The organism is Bergeyella anatis, assembly GCF_036016955.1.
Taxonomy (GTDB): domain Bacteria; phylum Bacteroidota; class Bacteroidia; order Flavobacteriales; family Weeksellaceae; genus JAYWXI01.
On the sequence record NZ_JAYWXI010000002.1, the window covers coordinates 125843 to 141918 of the forward strand.

At 41.4% G+C, this 16076-nt stretch carries 12 protein-coding genes; 10 read left to right on the forward strand and 2 right to left on the reverse strand.

Features of this window, described 5'->3' with window-relative positions:
• Window positions 1–28: 28 nt before the first annotated feature.
• A complete protein-coding gene (locus VQ048_RS02145) occupies window positions 29–991 on the reverse strand; it encodes a DUF8457 domain-containing protein (protein ID WP_327610035.1) in 963 nt (320 codons plus the stop codon).
• 60 nt (window positions 992–1051) lie between these two features.
• Here VQ048_RS02145 and VQ048_RS02150 point away from each other — a divergent pair, with 60 nt between their 5' ends.
• From VQ048_RS02150 to VQ048_RS02175, 6 genes are all read left to right on the forward strand, one after another.
• On the forward strand, window positions 1052–1639 hold the full coding sequence (locus VQ048_RS02150) for a thymidine kinase (protein WP_327610036.1): 588 nt from the start codon (window positions 1052–1054) through the stop codon (window positions 1637–1639).
• An 18-nt stretch (window positions 1640–1657) separates the two neighbouring features.
• Window positions 1658–4108, forward strand: coding sequence for a bifunctional UDP-N-acetylmuramoyl-tripeptide:D-alanyl-D-alanine ligase/alanine racemase (locus tag VQ048_RS02155; RefSeq protein ID WP_327610037.1), 2451 nt, complete (start codon window positions 1658–1660; stop codon window positions 4106–4108).
• A gap of 121 nt (window positions 4109–4229) precedes the next feature.
• Complete coding sequence (locus tag VQ048_RS02160; protein WP_327610038.1) at window positions 4230–6389, forward strand: patatin-like phospholipase family protein; 2160 nt, start codon at window positions 4230–4232, stop codon at window positions 6387–6389.
• Window positions 6390–6410: 21 nt separating this feature from the next.
• Complete coding sequence (gene ybeY, locus VQ048_RS02165; RefSeq protein ID WP_327610039.1) at window positions 6411–6821, forward strand: rRNA maturation RNase YbeY; 411 nt, start codon at window positions 6411–6413, stop codon at window positions 6819–6821.
• Between the two features lie 152 nt (window positions 6822–6973).
• Window positions 6974–8836, forward strand: a complete 1863-nt coding sequence (gene mnmG / locus VQ048_RS02170; RefSeq protein ID WP_327610040.1) for a tRNA uridine-5-carboxymethylaminomethyl(34) synthesis enzyme MnmG — start codon at window positions 6974–6976, stop codon at window positions 8834–8836.
• Window positions 8837–8884: 48 nt separating this feature from the next.
• A complete protein-coding gene (locus tag VQ048_RS02175) occupies window positions 8885–9703 on the forward strand; it encodes a class I SAM-dependent methyltransferase (RefSeq protein ID WP_327610041.1) in 819 nt (272 codons plus the stop codon).
• A 156-nt stretch (window positions 9704–9859) separates the two neighbouring features.
• Here the strand turns inward: VQ048_RS02175 and VQ048_RS02180 are convergent, their stop codons facing one another.
• The gene (locus VQ048_RS02180) at window positions 9860–11050 is read right to left on the reverse strand and encodes a phosphoglycerate kinase (RefSeq protein WP_327610042.1); all 1191 of its coding nucleotides are present in this window, start codon (window positions 11048–11050) and stop codon (window positions 9860–9862) included.
• 655 nt (window positions 11051–11705) lie between these two features.
• On the opposite strand from VQ048_RS02180, the gene VQ048_RS02185 reads away from it, so the two are divergent.
• The 4 genes from VQ048_RS02185 to VQ048_RS02200 all read left to right on the forward strand — a co-directional run bounded on the left by VQ048_RS02185 (window position 11706) and on the right by VQ048_RS02200 (window position 16072).
• On the forward strand, window positions 11706–12137 hold the full coding sequence (locus VQ048_RS02185; RefSeq protein ID WP_327610043.1) for an RpiB/LacA/LacB family sugar-phosphate isomerase: 432 nt from the start codon (window positions 11706–11708) through the stop codon (window positions 12135–12137).
• A 109-nt stretch (window positions 12138–12246) separates the two neighbouring features.
• Window positions 12247–14400, forward strand: a complete 2154-nt coding sequence (gene rnr, locus VQ048_RS02190; protein ID WP_327610044.1) for a ribonuclease R — start codon at window positions 12247–12249, stop codon at window positions 14398–14400.
• Window positions 14401–14444: 44 nt separating this feature from the next.
• Window positions 14445–15137 (forward strand): LysE family translocator, encoded by a 693-nt coding sequence (locus VQ048_RS02195; protein WP_327610045.1) that lies wholly within the window; start codon window positions 14445–14447, stop codon window positions 15135–15137.
• On the forward strand, window positions 15134–16072 hold the full coding sequence (locus VQ048_RS02200) for a S66 peptidase family protein (RefSeq protein WP_327610046.1): 939 nt from the start codon (window positions 15134–15136) through the stop codon (window positions 16070–16072). The genes VQ048_RS02195 and VQ048_RS02200 overlap by 4 nt, the downstream gene beginning before the upstream one ends.
• The last annotated feature ends 4 nt before the right edge of the window (window positions 16073–16076 follow it).

Consider the following 16076-nt stretch of genomic DNA (forward strand, 5'->3'; position numbering starts at 1 on the left):
AGGAATCCCAAAATTCCCCGAGTTCTTGTTACAAAAATTTATTCTCCACCAACATCCAAAGCCTTTGGGCGTATTCATCCACTTTTTTCCAATTCCGTTCGTAGTAAATATCGCTAAGGTATTCCTTCGCTTCATCCAGAGTTTGAAATTGATTAAGCACCTGTATGGTTTCATTAAGCTCCGTCTGGCTCCCTCCGAAAAGAATTTTGGTAAAGGCTATTCGGTCGTTCAAATCCAATTTGAAAATCTGCTTTTCCTTTTGCGGCAACACAGGAGCCTCAGTCAATAGGGAAGTTTCCTGCTTCGTCTCCGAGACTTCCAATTGCTCCAACAATTCTTCATCGAAAAGCGATTGAACCGTCTTAAGCCCTTTAATGTTAGCCAAACGTATCTTCTGCTCGTGGGTCGGCTGCTCTTCCCTTTTCTCTAAAGCGTCCTCGTTAAAGTAAGACTTTACCTCAGATTCATTAATTAATTCTTTATCATTGGATTGTAAAGATTCCGAAACAACAACTTCTTCCTGATTCTCTGAAAACCTTCCGGTCTCCGTTTCCGTCGGTTCCACCGGTTCTAGAACCGGAGCATCCCCAACTTCTCTATTGCTTTCCACTCTCTGAATCGGTTCGGCTTGTATGTCCAAATCTTCCCTTTCCGAAGTAAAATCCTCTTCCAAATCCTCCTCCGAAGTAAACATTTCAGGCACGGCTTCATCCAAAAAATCTACCGAAGATTCCTCTACTTTTTCCAACACCTCTTCTTTGGCAACGGCCAAATCCTGATCGTCCAAAACCGAAGCATAAGGTTCGACACCCGACTCAAAAAGAACCGAATGCTCCTTTAAAAACTTCAAAAAACTTACCTTCTCCAATAGTCGTTCGATGTTTTCTTTACGGGAAACAAGCTGCTCGACATCCTCCAAAAGGGCCATTTCGGAAATTATTTCGCGGGACTCCATAAAAAATTTCTGCCTAATTTCCTGAACATTTTGCATAATCAATCTTATTAATTTTTCCTTATTTTTGAAGTTTGAAACTTACGGCTAAAATAACAAATGTTTTTAGAAAATACAATTAATCACGCCAAACAAAGCGGATGGATGGAAGTTATTTGCGGATCGATGTTCTCGGGAAAGACCGAAGAACTCATCCGAAGGCTGAGACGTGCAGAAATGGCAGGGCAAAATGTCGAAATCTTCAAACCAAAAATCGACACCCGTTACGATGAAGAAGAAGTGGTATCCCACAATCAAAATAAAATCCGAAGCACCCCCGTGGAAAGCTCCAATGAAATCCTACTTCTTGGCTCCACCTGCGAAGTCATCGGAATTGACGAAGCCCAGTTTTTCGATGACGGCATCGTTGAAGTTGCTAACAAATTGGCCAACAACGGCGTACGCGTCGTTATTGCAGGATTGGATATGGATTTTCTCGGTCGCCCCTTCGGCCCAATGCCCTATCTTATGGCCACTGCCGAATACGTGACCAAAGTGCACGCCATTTGTAAAAAAACAGGCAACCTCGCCAATTATTCCATGCGAATCACCGAAGGAAAAAACCTAGTGGAACTAGGCGAAACCGAAAGCTACGAAGCCGTAAGCCGTAAAATTTTCGTGGAAGAAGTCCTCAGCAAAAAAAAATAGATTATTCATTCTTTTACAATGAATTACACAGCCAATCAACTCGCATCCATCACCGGAGCAACCCTCGTGGGCAATGGTGAACTTCACGTGAAAAGCATCGCCTTCGACAGCCGAAACTTATACGCCCCGAACGAAACCGCCTTCATTGCGATTAATACTTCAAAAAATTCGGGTGAAAAATACATTGATGCAGCCATTGATAAAGGAGTGAAAACCATTATCAGCGAAAACCAAACCAACACCAACCCCGAAATCACTTGGCTTTTGACAGAAAACAGCATCGCCTTTCTCCAAAAACTGGCCCGCTACCATCTCGCTCAATTTCCCAACCTGCTTAGCATAGGCATCACCGGAAGCAACGGTAAAACCATCCTCAAAGAATGGCTTTACCAAAGTCTTTCGGACGAATATAAAACCGTAAAAAGCCCCAAAAGTTTCAATTCCCAGCTCGGACTTCCCCTCTCTGTACTCCAAACGGCCGAAAAACACCAAATAGGAATTTTCGAAGCCGGAATATCCCAGCCCGGCGAAATGCAAAAACTCTATTCCGTGCTTCAGCCCCGAATCGGAATACTCACCCATATCGGATCGGCCCACTTGGCTCATTTCAAAGACGAAGAACACCTTATTGACGAAAAATTAAAACTCTTTGCCTCTTCAGAAATTATTATTTTTAATGGTGATAATCCTCTGGTAGCCAAAAAAATAAAGAAGATCTATTCGGATCGAACTTTATGTTCTTACGGCTTTGCGCCACACAACGACCTCTTCATTGGTCCGAATTGGAAAAACCGATCCGAACCCATCCAAGTCTTTTCTTCTTCTTCGGAGCATTTTTCCTTTCCCGCCCAACAAAGGGACGAAGCCACACTAAGCAATGCCTTGTGTCTAAGCGCTGTCCTTAAAACAATGGGATTCAGCAACGAAAAAATCGTGTCTAAACTCAATGCCCTAAAAGCAGTGGAAATGCGTCTGGAAAGTGTAAACGGCGTACGCGGTAATCTCATCATCAACGATTCGTTTAATCTCGATTTGGATTCCCTCTCCATCGCCCTCCAATGCGTCGGAGAATACAATAAACCGAAAAAAACACTCCTCCTTACCGACATCGTGGAAGGAAAAAACAAAAAAGAACTTTACAACGAAGTCGTTCGGCTAATCAACGCAAAACAATTTGATAAAATCCTTCTCATCGGGAAGGAAATAGCCGAATTTCAACCGTTTCTAAATACCGAAACCCATACTTTTGATACCACAGAACAACTGATTGAAAGTAAAATACTTAACTCTATCGAAAACAGCCTCGTTCTGATTAAAGGAGCAAGAAAATTCGAGACCGAAAAAATCACCTACGAGCTCGAGCTCCAAAAACACGACACCGTACTGGAAGTAAACCTCAATGCCATCCTTCATAACCTCAAGGTTCATAAATCCTTCCTAAACCCCCAAACCAAAATGATGGCCATGGTCAAAGCCTATTCTTACGGACTTGGTGGTCATGAAATAGCCGAGTTTCTACAACATCACCACATTGATTATCTAGGGGTTGCTTACGCAGACGAAGGTGTAGATTTAAGACGAAACGGGATTACCACGCCCATTATCGTCATGAATCCCGAACAGCACAGCTACGGTACCATCATCGATTATAATTTGGAACCCGAAATCTACAGTTTCCGCGTTCTGAAGCAGTTTCATTCGGTCCTAAAAAGCAAAGGATACGAAGGACACTACCCTGTGCATATCAAATTGGAAACCGGAATGCACCGTCTTGGTTTTAAGACTCTTGAACTGGAAGAACTCGTCCATCAGTTAAAATCGTCAGAGCTGAAAGTAGCCAGTATCTTCAGCCACCTCTCCTCCTCCGATCTCCCCGATGAAAAAAACTACAACCTGCAACAATTCGACGTTTTCAAAAAAAACACGGATTTTCTCATCCGAGAACTCGGTTACGCCCCTCTGAGACACATTCTCAATTCGGCCGGTATCGTCAATTACAGCGATTACCAGTTCGACATGGTACGGATAGGCATCGGCATGGTCGGTATTTCACCCGATCCCGAAACCCAAAGGCAACTGCAAAGTGCCGTAGTCTTTAAAACAGTAATCTCCCAAATTTCCGAAATAAAAAAAGGCGATTCCATAGGGTACAGCCGAAGATACAAAGCCGAAAAAGATACCCGAATAGCCACCATCCCCGTCGGCTACGCCGATGGCATTCCCAGACGCATCGGTAACGAAAAAGGATACGTTGGCCTTCACGGCCATTTGGTGCCCATTGTCGGAAACGTATGCATGGATATGCTGATGGTGGATATCGGCGATAGACAAGCCCATGAAGGTGACGAAGTCATCCTCTTTAACGGCAACCCCAGTTTGGAAACCTTCGCCTCCTATTGCGAAACCATTCCTTACGAAGTACTAACCTCCATTTCCAGACGAGTTAAAAGGGTCTATGTAAAAAATTAATCCTCCGCTTTTGTCTATATTTTAGTTAAAATCCAACCAAAAAGTAAAAAATCTGTCACCAGAATTCCCCTTCTCTCCCTACCGAAAATATTGTTTACATTTGCTTTATTTGTTTTCAACTATGAAAAAATTGATTTTTTTGGCGTTTTTATTTGTTTTTTCGTCTTTTTTTACGCAAGTAAACAATGACCTTAAACCACCAAAAAAACCGAAAATAGGGCTTTCTTTAGCCGGTGGCGGTGCCAAAGGTTTTGCCCATATAGGCGCGCTGAAAGTCATCGATTCTTTGGGCGTAAAAATCGACTACATCTCCGGAACCAGTATGGGAGCAATCGTGGGTGGACTTTACGCCTCGGGATACACCGCAAAGGATATTGAAAAAATCGTTTTAGAAACCGATTTTTATAGTCTTATCGCCAACGAAAAAACAAGACAAGAAACCTCGTTTTTCAATAAAACCACCGATAAATACTTACTTACCGTTCCGATAAAAAATGGTAAAATCAACGTTCTTCCCAAAGCCATTTCCACGGGACAAAAGAACATCTATATGCTAAAGGAACTCTTTAAGAATGTTTCTTCCATTCAGGATTTTTCCCAACTCCCAATCCCATTCATGTGCGTGGCAACAAACTTAGAAAGCGGAAAAATGGAACTTTTTGAGAAAGGAGATCTCATCAGTGCCATCATGGCCAGTTCGGCTTTTCCCTCACTCATGGATCCGGTAAAAATAGGAGACAGCCTCTACATCGACGGAGCTATGACCGTTAATTACCCTTCCAAACCATTGAAAGACAAAGGTATCGATATCGTTATCGGCGTAGATCTAAGCCAAGGATTAGCCACGCGAGAAGAACTTAACTCCTTGGTTTCCATCCTGAACCAGGTTATTGATTTCGGTATTCAAAAAGAAACCAAAAATCAACTCAATTACACCGACATTAACATCCATCCCGATTTAACCGGTCTTACCGCTACCAGCTACGGCGATAAAGAACGCATCCTTACCGCAGGACGCACGGAAGCAGAAAAATACGTCGAAGTGCTAAATAAACTCCCAAAAAGAGCCACAAGCCTGCTCCGCGCGCCTATTAACCCCATTTATTCCAACGTCTATAAAATTGATAGTTTGCAAGTGGAAAACAACAATATTTTCGGACGAAATTACATCCTGGGAAAAATGAATTTAAAGTTGCCCTCCATGCAAACTTACGGATCCATCAACAAAATGGTGGACAAACTTTACGCCACAAACAATTACCACCTTATCTCTTACGATATTGTTCAAAAAAACAATCGCAATATTCTCCAATTGGATGTGGATGAAGACGACACCCGTTTTTTTCTGAAATTCGGGCTGCACTACGACGAACAATTCAAAACCGGACTAGTCATTAATGCCACCACGAAAAGATTAATCCTGCGCAACTCAACCATTTCGTTGGATGCCGTCATAGGCGACCGTCCTCGGTATTATTTCAACTATTTTATGGATAACGGCTACATTCCGGGATTGGGCATTTATACCTCGGGAATGAAACTCTATCTCAGAGACAACAAAGGCGCATCCACCGAACAATGGCTATGGTTCCGAAACGAAGCATTCATCCACTCCATATGGAAAGATCGCTACGCAATAGGCGGCGGAATGAGCCACAATTATTTTGAATCAACCGTTTCGGTTGATGGCACCAAAGCCAAACATTTTTTTAACCCTTATCTTTTTATCAAAAGCGATACCCAAGACGATAAAAACTTTCCAACGCGAGGATTTTTTTTAGAAGCCGAAGGAAAAATCCTTGAGCTATTCAACAGCGACTCCGAACTTACCCCGATACAAGCCAAAGGCGATATAAGAATGTATTTTCCTTTTGCTTCGTGGTTTACATACAACGCTAACCTATTTGGTGGTTTTACGGCTAACTACGACCATCTTTCGCATTATTACCATTACCGCATCGGTGGTATTTTTGAACAACGCTTAGGCAATTTTGTTCAAATGCCGGGTTATTATTTTGGCGACCGCTCCTCTCCTAATCTTTTGGCGGTTTCCAATAATTTTCAGTTTCGCTTAAAGAAAAATTATTTCGTTATCGCACATTTCGCTTTGGCCAATTTGTTCGATCAGGTAAATTTCAACCAAATCGTTAAAATAACCGATAAATCATTAGGTATTACACTAGGTTACAAATCCCCTTTCGGACAAATAAAAATCAATTATAGTAATCCTATTAATCGTAATAAAGGAATGTTCAACGTTATTCTTGGGCATTGGTTCTAAACTAAAAGTAAACTCTATCTCATGATAAATTATTTTTTTGAAGCAATTGATCAAATCCCTCTTGCCGAGAATACGACGAGCTGGTTGGAAAACATCATTTTTTCGGAGAATAAAAAACCCGGTAAAATCAACTATATCTTTTGCGATGACGATTACCTTTTGCAAGTCAATAGGACGTACCTCCAACACGATTATTACACCGATATTATCACCTTTGATTACAGTAAAGGAAAGACGATCAGCGGTGATATTTTCGTATCTTTGCCCCGCATTTCGGACAATGCCACCACCCTATCGGAAACCTTTGATCAGGAATTGAGACGGGTCTTGGCTCATGGCATTCTTCACCTTTGCGGCTATAAAGACAAAACCGAGGACGAGCAAAAAGAAATGCGAGGCAAAGAAGATTTTTACTTGAGCATTAACCACTGATTTTCAATTTGCATCCATACCTTTTGCAGAAGGAAGACTTTAAAACCGCTTTAAGCTTACTTCGGAAATAAAATTTCTAATCGGGGTGAATGGAATTATACGAATAACTACACCTATGTTTCACGTGAAACATAGAAAAAAAATAAAAAATAATGATTGACGAAATATACGATGTAATCGTGGTAGGTGCCGGACACGCCGGTTGTGAAGCCGCCGCTGCCGCTGCTAATTTGGGTTCAAAAACCCTCTTGATTACCATGAATATGCAAACCATCGGACAGATGAGCTGTAATCCAGCTATGGGTGGTATTGCCAAAGGGCAAATAGTAAGAGAAATAGATGCCATGGGCGGTTATTCGGGAATTATTGCCGATAAATCTGCCATTCAATTCAAAATGCTCAATCTCTCGAAAGGTCCTGCAATGTGGTCGCCAAGAACCCAAAATGACCGCATGCTCTTTGCCGAACAATGGCGCCTGGCTTTGGAACAAACACCAAACTTGGATTTTTTCCAAGACATGGTAAAACAATTAATCATCGAGAATGGAAAAGCCGTAGGAGTTATCACCTCTTTAGGCATTAAAATAAAAGGTAAATCCGTCGTTTTAACCAACGGAACCTTCCTCAACGGATTAATCCACGTGGGCGAAAAACAACTCGGCGGAGGACGAATGGGAGAACCCCGAGCTTTCGGCATCACCGAACAATTGGAAGAATTAGGTTTTCAGTCGGGACGAATGAAAACAGGTACCCCACCACGTGTAGATGGAAGAAGCTTGGATTACAGTAAGATGGAAGAACAAAAAGGCGATGAAAATCCGGGTACTTTTTCTTATATGAGCAGTTCCAAACTCACAAAACAAAGGAGTTGTCATATTGTTTACACCAACGAAACCGTGCATGAAATTCTTCGTGAAGGTTTCGACCGAAGCCCAATGTTCAACGGAACAATCCAAAGTTTGGGTCCTCGTTACTGCCCGAGCATTGAGGATAAAATCAATCGTTTTGCTGAACGAACCAGGCATCAACTTTTTGTTGAACCCGAAGGATGGCATACCGTCGAAATCTACGTTAACGGTTTTAGTTCTTCTCTTCCGGAAGAAATTCAAATCAAGGCTATGAGACATATTCCCGGCTTTGAAAAGGTAAAAGTTTTCCGTCCCGGATACGCCATAGAATACGATTATTTCCCGCCCACCCAACTCCATCATACCTTGGAAACCAAATTGATCGAAAACCTCTATTTTGCGGGGCAAATTAACGGTACCACAGGCTATGAAGAAGCTGCCGGACAAGGTCTTATTGCAGGGATTAATGCACATAATAAGGTTCACAGTAAAGAAGAATTCATCCTAAAAAGAGACGAAGCCTATATCGGCGTACTCATCGACGACCTGATTACAAAAGGTACAGAAGAACCTTACCGTATGTTTACCTCCAGAGCCGAATACCGACTTCTACTTCGTCAGGATAATGCCGATATTCGTTTGACCGAAAAATCCTATCATCTAGGACTGGCTAAAGAAGACCGTTTAAGAAAAGTAGAAGATAAAATCGAACAAAGCAGCAAACTGGAAGCTTTCCTTCGGGAAACCTCGCTTAAACCTAAGCAAATCAATCCAATACTGGAAAGCATTAATTCTTCTCCGGTGGATCAAGCTTACCGTGCTTCCCAAATTCTTACTCGACCCAATATGAAATTGGAGCTTTTAGAAAACATCGAAGAAATACGAAATACCAGTTCAAATTATAGCGAAGAAGTTAGAGAACAAGCCGAAATCAATATAAAATACAAAGGCTATATCGACAAAGAAAGAGAAAACGTCGCAAAACTTCAACGTATGGAAAACATCCGTATTCCTGAGGATTTTGATTTCAGCCAAGTGTCTTCACTATCAGCAGAAGCCAAACAAAAATTCAATCAAATCAAACCGAAAACCATAGCCCAAGCCTCAAGAATCAGCGGGGTATCGCCTGCCGACATCAATGTATTGTTAATTTATTTAGGTCGATAATTTCAAATTGTTTCACGTGAAACAATGGATTTATAATCCGTAAACTGCATGAAAATAAAAGATCATTTTTTATCTCAAGAAACGTTTGAACTTCAAGAAACCTCTATTTCGGGGGTTCTAAAAACTCATCCCATTCCCGAGAATCTGGCTTCGTATTATGAAAGCAAAGCCTATATCTCGCATCATCAAGATAACGGAGGATGGAAAGAAAAACTATACAAATTTGCCCAATCTTTTAATCTGAATTACAAACGAAACATCGTCTCAGCAATAACCTTCAAAAACGCAAGAGTCCTCGATTACGGATGTGGTGCGGGCGAATTTGTCAAATTCATTGAGAATGATTTTGAAACCTATGGTTTTGAACCCAACGAAAAGGCACGAGCAGCTGCTGCAAAAAAGACAGAAAAAACAAAAATAATAGAAAATATTGATCAAATCAAAGATCAAAGTTTGGAAGTCATTACCCTATGGCACGTTTTTGAACATATTGAAAATCAAGATGATATACTTGATAAATTTCGTAACAAACTCGTAGACAAAGGGATACTAATCATAGCAGTTCCCAATTACACGTCCTTTGATGCCCGTCATTACCAATCCCATTGGGCAGCCTACGATGTTCCCCGTCATTTGTATCACTTTTCAAAAAAAGGAATGCAACGATTTTTAGAAGAAAAAAACTGGACGCTCAAAAAAATAAAACCTCTCCTACTCGATTCGTTTTATATTTCCATTCTCAGCGAAAAATACAAAAAAAATCCTCTTTTTTGGCTCAAAGGAGGGATCATTGGAGCAATTTCTAATTTTAAAGCATCAAAAAACGGAGAATTTTCAAGTTTGATATATATTATCGAAAAAAAATAGTTATTCGATTTTTAAGCCATTTCTGAAAGCCATTTTTTTGACTTTTTTCAGGAAAAAATGAATTTGGAGCAAAAATAAGGTTCTTCTTCTTTCCAATAAAAAAATCGACCTTTGAAAATTCAAAGGTCGATTTTTAATTTCTACTTGCAAAAAATGTTATTTATTGATTGCCGCTACACCTGGAAGTTCTAAACCTTCCAAACTTTCCAGCATCGCTCCGCCTCCCGTAGAAACATAAGAGACCTTATCCGTATAATCGTTTTGTTTCACGAATGCCACACTGTCGCCTCCCCCTACAAGAGAAAAAGCTCCTAATTTTGTCGCCTCGGCAATACTGTCTCCAAGAGCTTTCGTTCCATCAGCAAACGAAGGCATCTCAAACACGCCGATAGGACCATTCCACAAAATCGTACGAGAATTCATAATCACATCGTTAAAAATCTTGCGGGAGCGTTCGCCTGCATCCAGCCCCATCCAACCTTCCGGAATATCATAAATATCCACCACCTGCTTTTCGGCATCATTGCTGAAATTATCCGCTGCTACGGCATCCACGGGAAGGTAAACTTTCACGTTTTTCTCCTTGGCTTTCTGCAGTATGTCTAAAGCAAGATCCATCTTATCTTCTTCTACGATGGAATTTCCAACATTTCCACCAAGAGCCTTAATGAAAGTAAAAGACATCCCTCCGCCAATGATGAGATGATCCACCGCAGGCAAAATATTCTCTATAATGGTAATCTTAGTCGAAACTTTAGATCCTCCTAAAATAGCCAATACCGGTTTTTCCCCCGAATGAAGCACTTTATCAATCGCTTCCAACTCTTTGGCCATCAAAAGACCGAAAAATTTAGTTGAAGGAAAAAATTGAGCAATAACCGCCGTGGAAGCATGCTTACGATGGGCTGTACCAAAAGCATCATTCACATAGGCGTCCCCATGAGCAGCCAGTTTTTCCGCAAAAGCCTCATCCCCTTTTTCTTCCTGCTCATAGAACCTAAGATTCTCCAAGAGAAGAATTTCACCGGGTTTCAACTCGGAAGCCATTTTGGAAGCCTCTTCCCCAATGCAGTCGGCACAAAACTTCACTTCCTTTCCAAGTACTTTTTCAATCTCCGGAACAATATTTTTCAGCGAAAACTCTTCACTTACCTTTCCTTTTGGTCGTCCCAAATGCGTCATGAGAATCACCGAACCCCCGTCTCCGAGTATTTTATCAATTGTGGGTTTGGCTGCCACAATTCTCGTATTATCCGTTACTTTGAAGTCGGCACTTTGAGGGACGTTAAAATCCACTCTGACCAACGCTTTTTTGTCCTTGAAATCAAAATCTTTGATTGTTTTCATAATACTATTCTGAGTTTGTTAGATCCTGACACAAATTTAGCATTTTCGCGTGGGATTCCTATGAACTTTTTCCGGCAAATTTCCACACCGCCTCCTAACAATACTCATTAACATCTTTTTGTTTTTTAAATAAAAAATAAATGTAGGTTGTTGTTATGTATTGTGAATTTTGGGGATAACTTTTCGGGGGATATTCTTACCGGTTTATAGGGAGGTTATCAAGAGAGTTATACACAGTATAATTTTCTATTAATCATTATAAAACACTTTTTATTCACATTTGTGGATAATTAATATTACCGCTAGTTTAGGGATAATTTCTTTATGGAGAAACTAAGGATTTTAACCCTAAAAGAAAGTTGAAATACAAGATGGCATTTTCTTGGTGATTGTGTATTATGAATTTTATTTCAATCGGGAAAGTTTATTTTTCTTAAAGTTTTCCACAGGGATTATGATTATTATTCACATCAGGGTGTTGGTAAATGCAAGTAACTGATAAATAGAATAATAAAAATTTAACACATAAGTTTTAGCTTTCATTTTCAGAGGATTACCTTGTCCTAAAATTTTATTTCCACGGAATTCCATTGGGGATAATTCGGTTTCTATGCGTAATAATGCTATTTTTGTGGAAATACTAGCTCTAAATCTTATGAAAAAACTGGCTATTGCCTGCGACCATGCCGGCTTCGAGTACAAAGAATTTCTGAAGGAACAGCTTTCTCCCTATTACGAAATTACCGACTATGGGACGCATTCGCTGGATTCGGTGGATTATCCCGATTTCGTTCATCCCGCCGCGGCATCCGTGGAAAAAGGAGAAAATGAAAAAGGCTTGTTGATCTGTGGCAGTGGCCAAGGCGTACAACTTTCGGCCAATAAACACCAAGGCGTGCGCTGTGCATTATGCTGGATGCCCGAATTGGCGGTTTTGGCAAGGGCGCACAACGATTGTAATATGGTGGCTATTCCGGCTCGTTTTATTTCGAAGGAATTGGCTTTGGACATCGTCAAAAAATTTCTTAGCACGGATTTTGAAGGAGGTAGACACGAGAACCGTGTTCGTAAAATTTCCTGCATTTAGTCTTTCGGATTTTACTTCTCTCTGCAGGGGCGTTTTCTCTATGGTTCGTTTTAACAAGCGGAACGAAAGCGGGTTCTCTGTAACTTATTATTATTTATAACTTATTATTATGGCAAAAAAATCAAAATTTATATCCCAAAAAAACAACCATAAACTGCAAGAGTTAGGAAGGAAAATTCTGGCTTTCATGAATGGCCAATCGGATAAAATCTACAATTACAAACAAATTGCGGACGGTGTCGATCATAAGAATCCCAGACAGAGGGAGTTGGTAATCCAGTCGATTCATCGTCTTTTGGCCGAAGACCGCATCAAGGAGGTGGAAAAGGGCAAATACATTATTAATTTGGAGATCAAGGGCACTCTTACGGGAATTATTGACTTCAGCCAAAACGGAAACGCTTATGTGGATGTGGAAGGGCTGGAAGAAGATATCTTCATTCATTCCAAAAACGTGAAGGATGCTTTGCAGGGCGATAAGGTTCTTATCGTTACATACCACTATAAGGGAAGACGGATGGAAGGTTCCGTTTTGGAAGTGATCGAAAGAAACAAAACCGAATTTGTGGGCACTTTGGATTATATCCGTCACAAGGATTTCGGTTTTGTGGTTTGCGACCGTAAAGTGATTAATACCGACATTTTTGTTAGGAAGGAGAATTTTAACGGTGCGACACACGGTGATAAAGTGGTGGTTAAGATGCAGGATTGGAAAGCCGGCGAGAAAAATCCGGAAGGCGAAATTCTCCAGGTTTTGGGAACTCCGGGAGAGCACGAAACCGAAATTCATTCGATTCTTGCCGAATACGGCCTGCCTTACCATTTTCCTGAAGAGGTGGAAAAAGAAGCCGATGCCATTGACCGCGAAATAAGAGAGGAAGAAGTTGCCAAGCGTTGGGATATGCGCCAAACGCTTACCTTCACCATCGACCCTAAAGACGCTAAAGATTTCGACGATGCCCTCTCTTTACGGAAATTGGATAACGGAAACTGGGAAATCGGGGTGCACATTGCCGATGTTTCGCACTATGTGCGGCCGGGGACGCTTCTGGATGAGGAGGCTTATCAGCGTGCTACGTCGGTTTATTTGGTAGACCGCGTGGTTCCGATGCTGCCCGAGGTGCTTAGTAACGGGGTTTGTTCGCTCAGGCCGAACGAAGACAAATACACTTTTTCGGCTGTTTTCGAAATGGACGAAAAAGCCCGTATTCTGAAACAATGGTTTGGCCGTACGGTAACCCATTCGGACAGACGATTTACCTATGAGGAAGCCCAAGAACGCATTGAAAGCGGTGAAGGCGATTTGGCCGAGGAAATTTTGGTATTGGATCGTTTGGCAAAAATTCTCAGGGACGAACGGATAAAAAATGGAGCAATTACGTTTGACCGTAGCGAGGTGCGTTTTAATTTGGACGAAAATAATGACCCTATAGGGGTTTATTTCAAAATCAGTAAGGATTCGAATCACTTGATTGAAGAATTCATGCTTTTGGCCAACCGTAAAGTGTCGGAATATGTGTCTTTGGGACGCAAGTCGGAGCCGACTCAAAATACGTTTATCTATCGGGTGCACGACGATCCCGATCCGGCAAAATTGGAGTCTCTCAAAGAATTCGTAGGCACTTTTGGTTATAAAATGAACATTTCCAATACCAAAAATACCACCCAAAGCATCAATAAATTATTGAAAGATGTAAAGGGGAAAGGGGAAGAAAACATGATTGAAACCCTTGCGATGCGTTCGATGAGTAAGGCGGTGTATTCCACGGATCCTATCGGGCATTACGGATTGGGGTTTGAATATTATTCGCATTTTACCTCGCCTATACGAAGGTATCCCGACTTGATAGCCCACCGTTTGCTTCAGCACTACCTTGACGGGGGAAAATCTCCCAATAAGGCGGAAGTGGAAGAACAATCCAAACATTGCTCGGCGATGGAGAGGCTGGCTTCCGATGCGGAGAGGGACAGTATCAAGTATATGCAGGTTAAATTTATGGATAAGCATATTGGTGAAATCTTTGAAGGAGTAATTTCCGGCGTGGCCGAATTTGGTTTTTGGGTGGAAATTCCCGAAAACGGTGCCGAGGGACTCATTAAACTTCGGGATCTTACCGATGACAGTTACCTTTACGATGCTAAAAATCATGCGGTATTCGGAACACGTCACGGAAAGCAGTTTCAGTTGGGGGATACCGTAAAAATCAAAGTAATGAAGGCCAATCTTATTCAGAAGCAGTTGGACTTCAAGATTGTGGAATAATGCTTTTCTTTTAACTTTGTGGGGGATTATTTATTTTGAATTAAATGATAGAACTTATCCTTTCTGCCGTTGCTTTGGGATTGATGTTGAGTTTGGTGTTTATCGGGCCGATTTTTTTCCTTCTGATAGAAACCAGTTTTATTCGGGGTTCGCGGCATGCTCTTGCTTTGGATTTGGGAGTGATTATGGCGGACGTGCTGTGCATTGCGGCGGCTTATTTTGCCAGTGGCGATATTGTTCATCTTATTGACCAATACCCTGGTTTTTATCGCATAACGGCTTTTATTGTCTTTATGTACGGTATTTTTATGATGCTTACCAAAACCAAGATGAACCTTCCCAAGGAGCAAAAATTGTTTTCTCAGAGTTACTTTAAAACGTTTGTTAACGGGTTTCTTTTCAATTTGCTTAATGTGGGGGTTATTTTATTTTGGTTGGTAACGGTGATTTCCGTTCGGAACCAATACCCTGAGACGGAAGACTTTCTGTTGTATATCGGGGTGGTAATTCTAACGTATTTGGGTGTGGATTTGCTTAAAATCATTTTGGCAAAGCAGTTTCATAAGCGAATCACTCAGAATGTGGCTAATTTCATTCGGCGTTCGGTGGGGGTGGTTCTTATTTTGTTCAGTTTTTTCATATTTTCCCAAAGTTTCAAGAAATTTAATCAGTTTGACAAACGGTTGGAAGAGGCCGAAAAACAAGAGGTAAAAATCCCCAAAAAACAAAATCAATGACAAAACATATAACCCATCCCGAAAAATTAAAAAAAGGCGATAAAATCGCAATCGTATCGCCTGCAGGAGCTTTGTCCGAAGGGGATTTGGATAGAGGTATTGCCCAAATAGAAGCTCGGGGTTATGTTCCGGTGTTGGGAAAACATCTTTATACGCGTTATGCCAACGGTTATAACTATGCGGGTACGGAAAAACAGCGGTTGAGTGATATGAACTGGGCGCTCAACGACGAGGAAATTTCGGCGGTTTGGGCTTCCAGAGGGGGGTATGGCTGCCAGCATCTTCTAAAACATTTGCGTCTTGGTGGCTACCGCAAAAAACCGAAATGGTATATCGGGTATTCGGATAATACTGTCATACAGGCTCTTCTTTTGAAGAGAGGATTTTCGTCGATTCATGGCCAAACACTAAAAACGGCTTCATTTGGGGTTTGTTCTCAGGCTTACGAGGGGATTTTTGAGGTATTGGAGGGCGGACGCCCAATCTATACTTTGCAGGCGCATCCGCTGAATCGCAAGGGGCAAGCTGAGGGCATTTTGGTGGGCGGTAACTTGGCTTTGATTTATGCGTTGCTCGGAACGGCTTATTCGTTCGATTTCAAGGATAAAATTTTGTTCATTGAGGAGATAGGAGAGCCTTTTTATGCTTTGGATCGGATGCTCATGGCTTTAGAACTGGCCGGAGTATTCCGAAAAATCAAAGGATTGGTGATCGGCGGAATGACCAACATGGGTAAAGAAGGCGATAACGAACAGTACGAGGCTAGTTTTGACGATTTTGCTTACCAAATCATTGCCGAACGCATTAAACAGTATGATTTTCCTGTGCTATTTGGTTTTCCCAATGGGCATATTTTCGATAACCGTCCGTTGGTCATCGGGGCTAAAACTCGCCTAAAAGTGGATGGAGAGTCTATTTTGTCCTTTGAAAATTAAATCT

Bases quoted from the DNA above. Each gene is read 5' to 3' on its own strand.
- mnmG (WP_327610040.1), top strand. From the start codon at position 6,974: ATGATTGACGAAATATACGATGTAATCGTGGTAGGTGCCGGACACGCC.
- VQ048_RS02155 (WP_327610037.1), top strand. From the start codon at position 1,658: ATGAATTACACAGCCAATCAACTCGCATCCATCACCGGAGCAACCCTC.
- VQ048_RS02145 (WP_327610035.1), bottom strand. From the start codon at position 991: ATGCAAAATGTTCAGGAAATTAGGCAGAAATTTTTTATGGAGTCCCGC.
- ybeY (WP_327610039.1), top strand. From the start codon at position 6,411: ATGATAAATTATTTTTTTGAAGCAATTGATCAAATCCCTCTTGCCGAG.
- VQ048_RS02175 (WP_327610041.1), top strand. From the start codon at position 8,885: ATGAAAATAAAAGATCATTTTTTATCTCAAGAAACGTTTGAACTTCAA.
- VQ048_RS02195 (WP_327610045.1), top strand. From the start codon at position 14,445: ATGATAGAACTTATCCTTTCTGCCGTTGCTTTGGGATTGATGTTGAGT.
- VQ048_RS02160 (WP_327610038.1), top strand. From the start codon at position 4,230: ATGAAAAAATTGATTTTTTTGGCGTTTTTATTTGTTTTTTCGTCTTTT.
- rnr (WP_327610044.1), top strand. From the start codon at position 12,247: ATGGCAAAAAAATCAAAATTTATATCCCAAAAAAACAACCATAAACTG.
- VQ048_RS02150 (WP_327610036.1), top strand. From the start codon at position 1,052: ATGTTTTTAGAAAATACAATTAATCACGCCAAACAAAGCGGATGGATG.
- VQ048_RS02185 (WP_327610043.1), top strand. From the start codon at position 11,706: ATGAAAAAACTGGCTATTGCCTGCGACCATGCCGGCTTCGAGTACAAA.
- VQ048_RS02200 (WP_327610046.1), top strand. From the start codon at position 15,134: ATGACAAAACATATAACCCATCCCGAAAAATTAAAAAAAGGCGATAAA.
- VQ048_RS02180 (WP_327610042.1), bottom strand. From the start codon at position 11,050: ATGAAAACAATCAAAGATTTTGATTTCAAGGACAAAAAAGCGTTGGTC.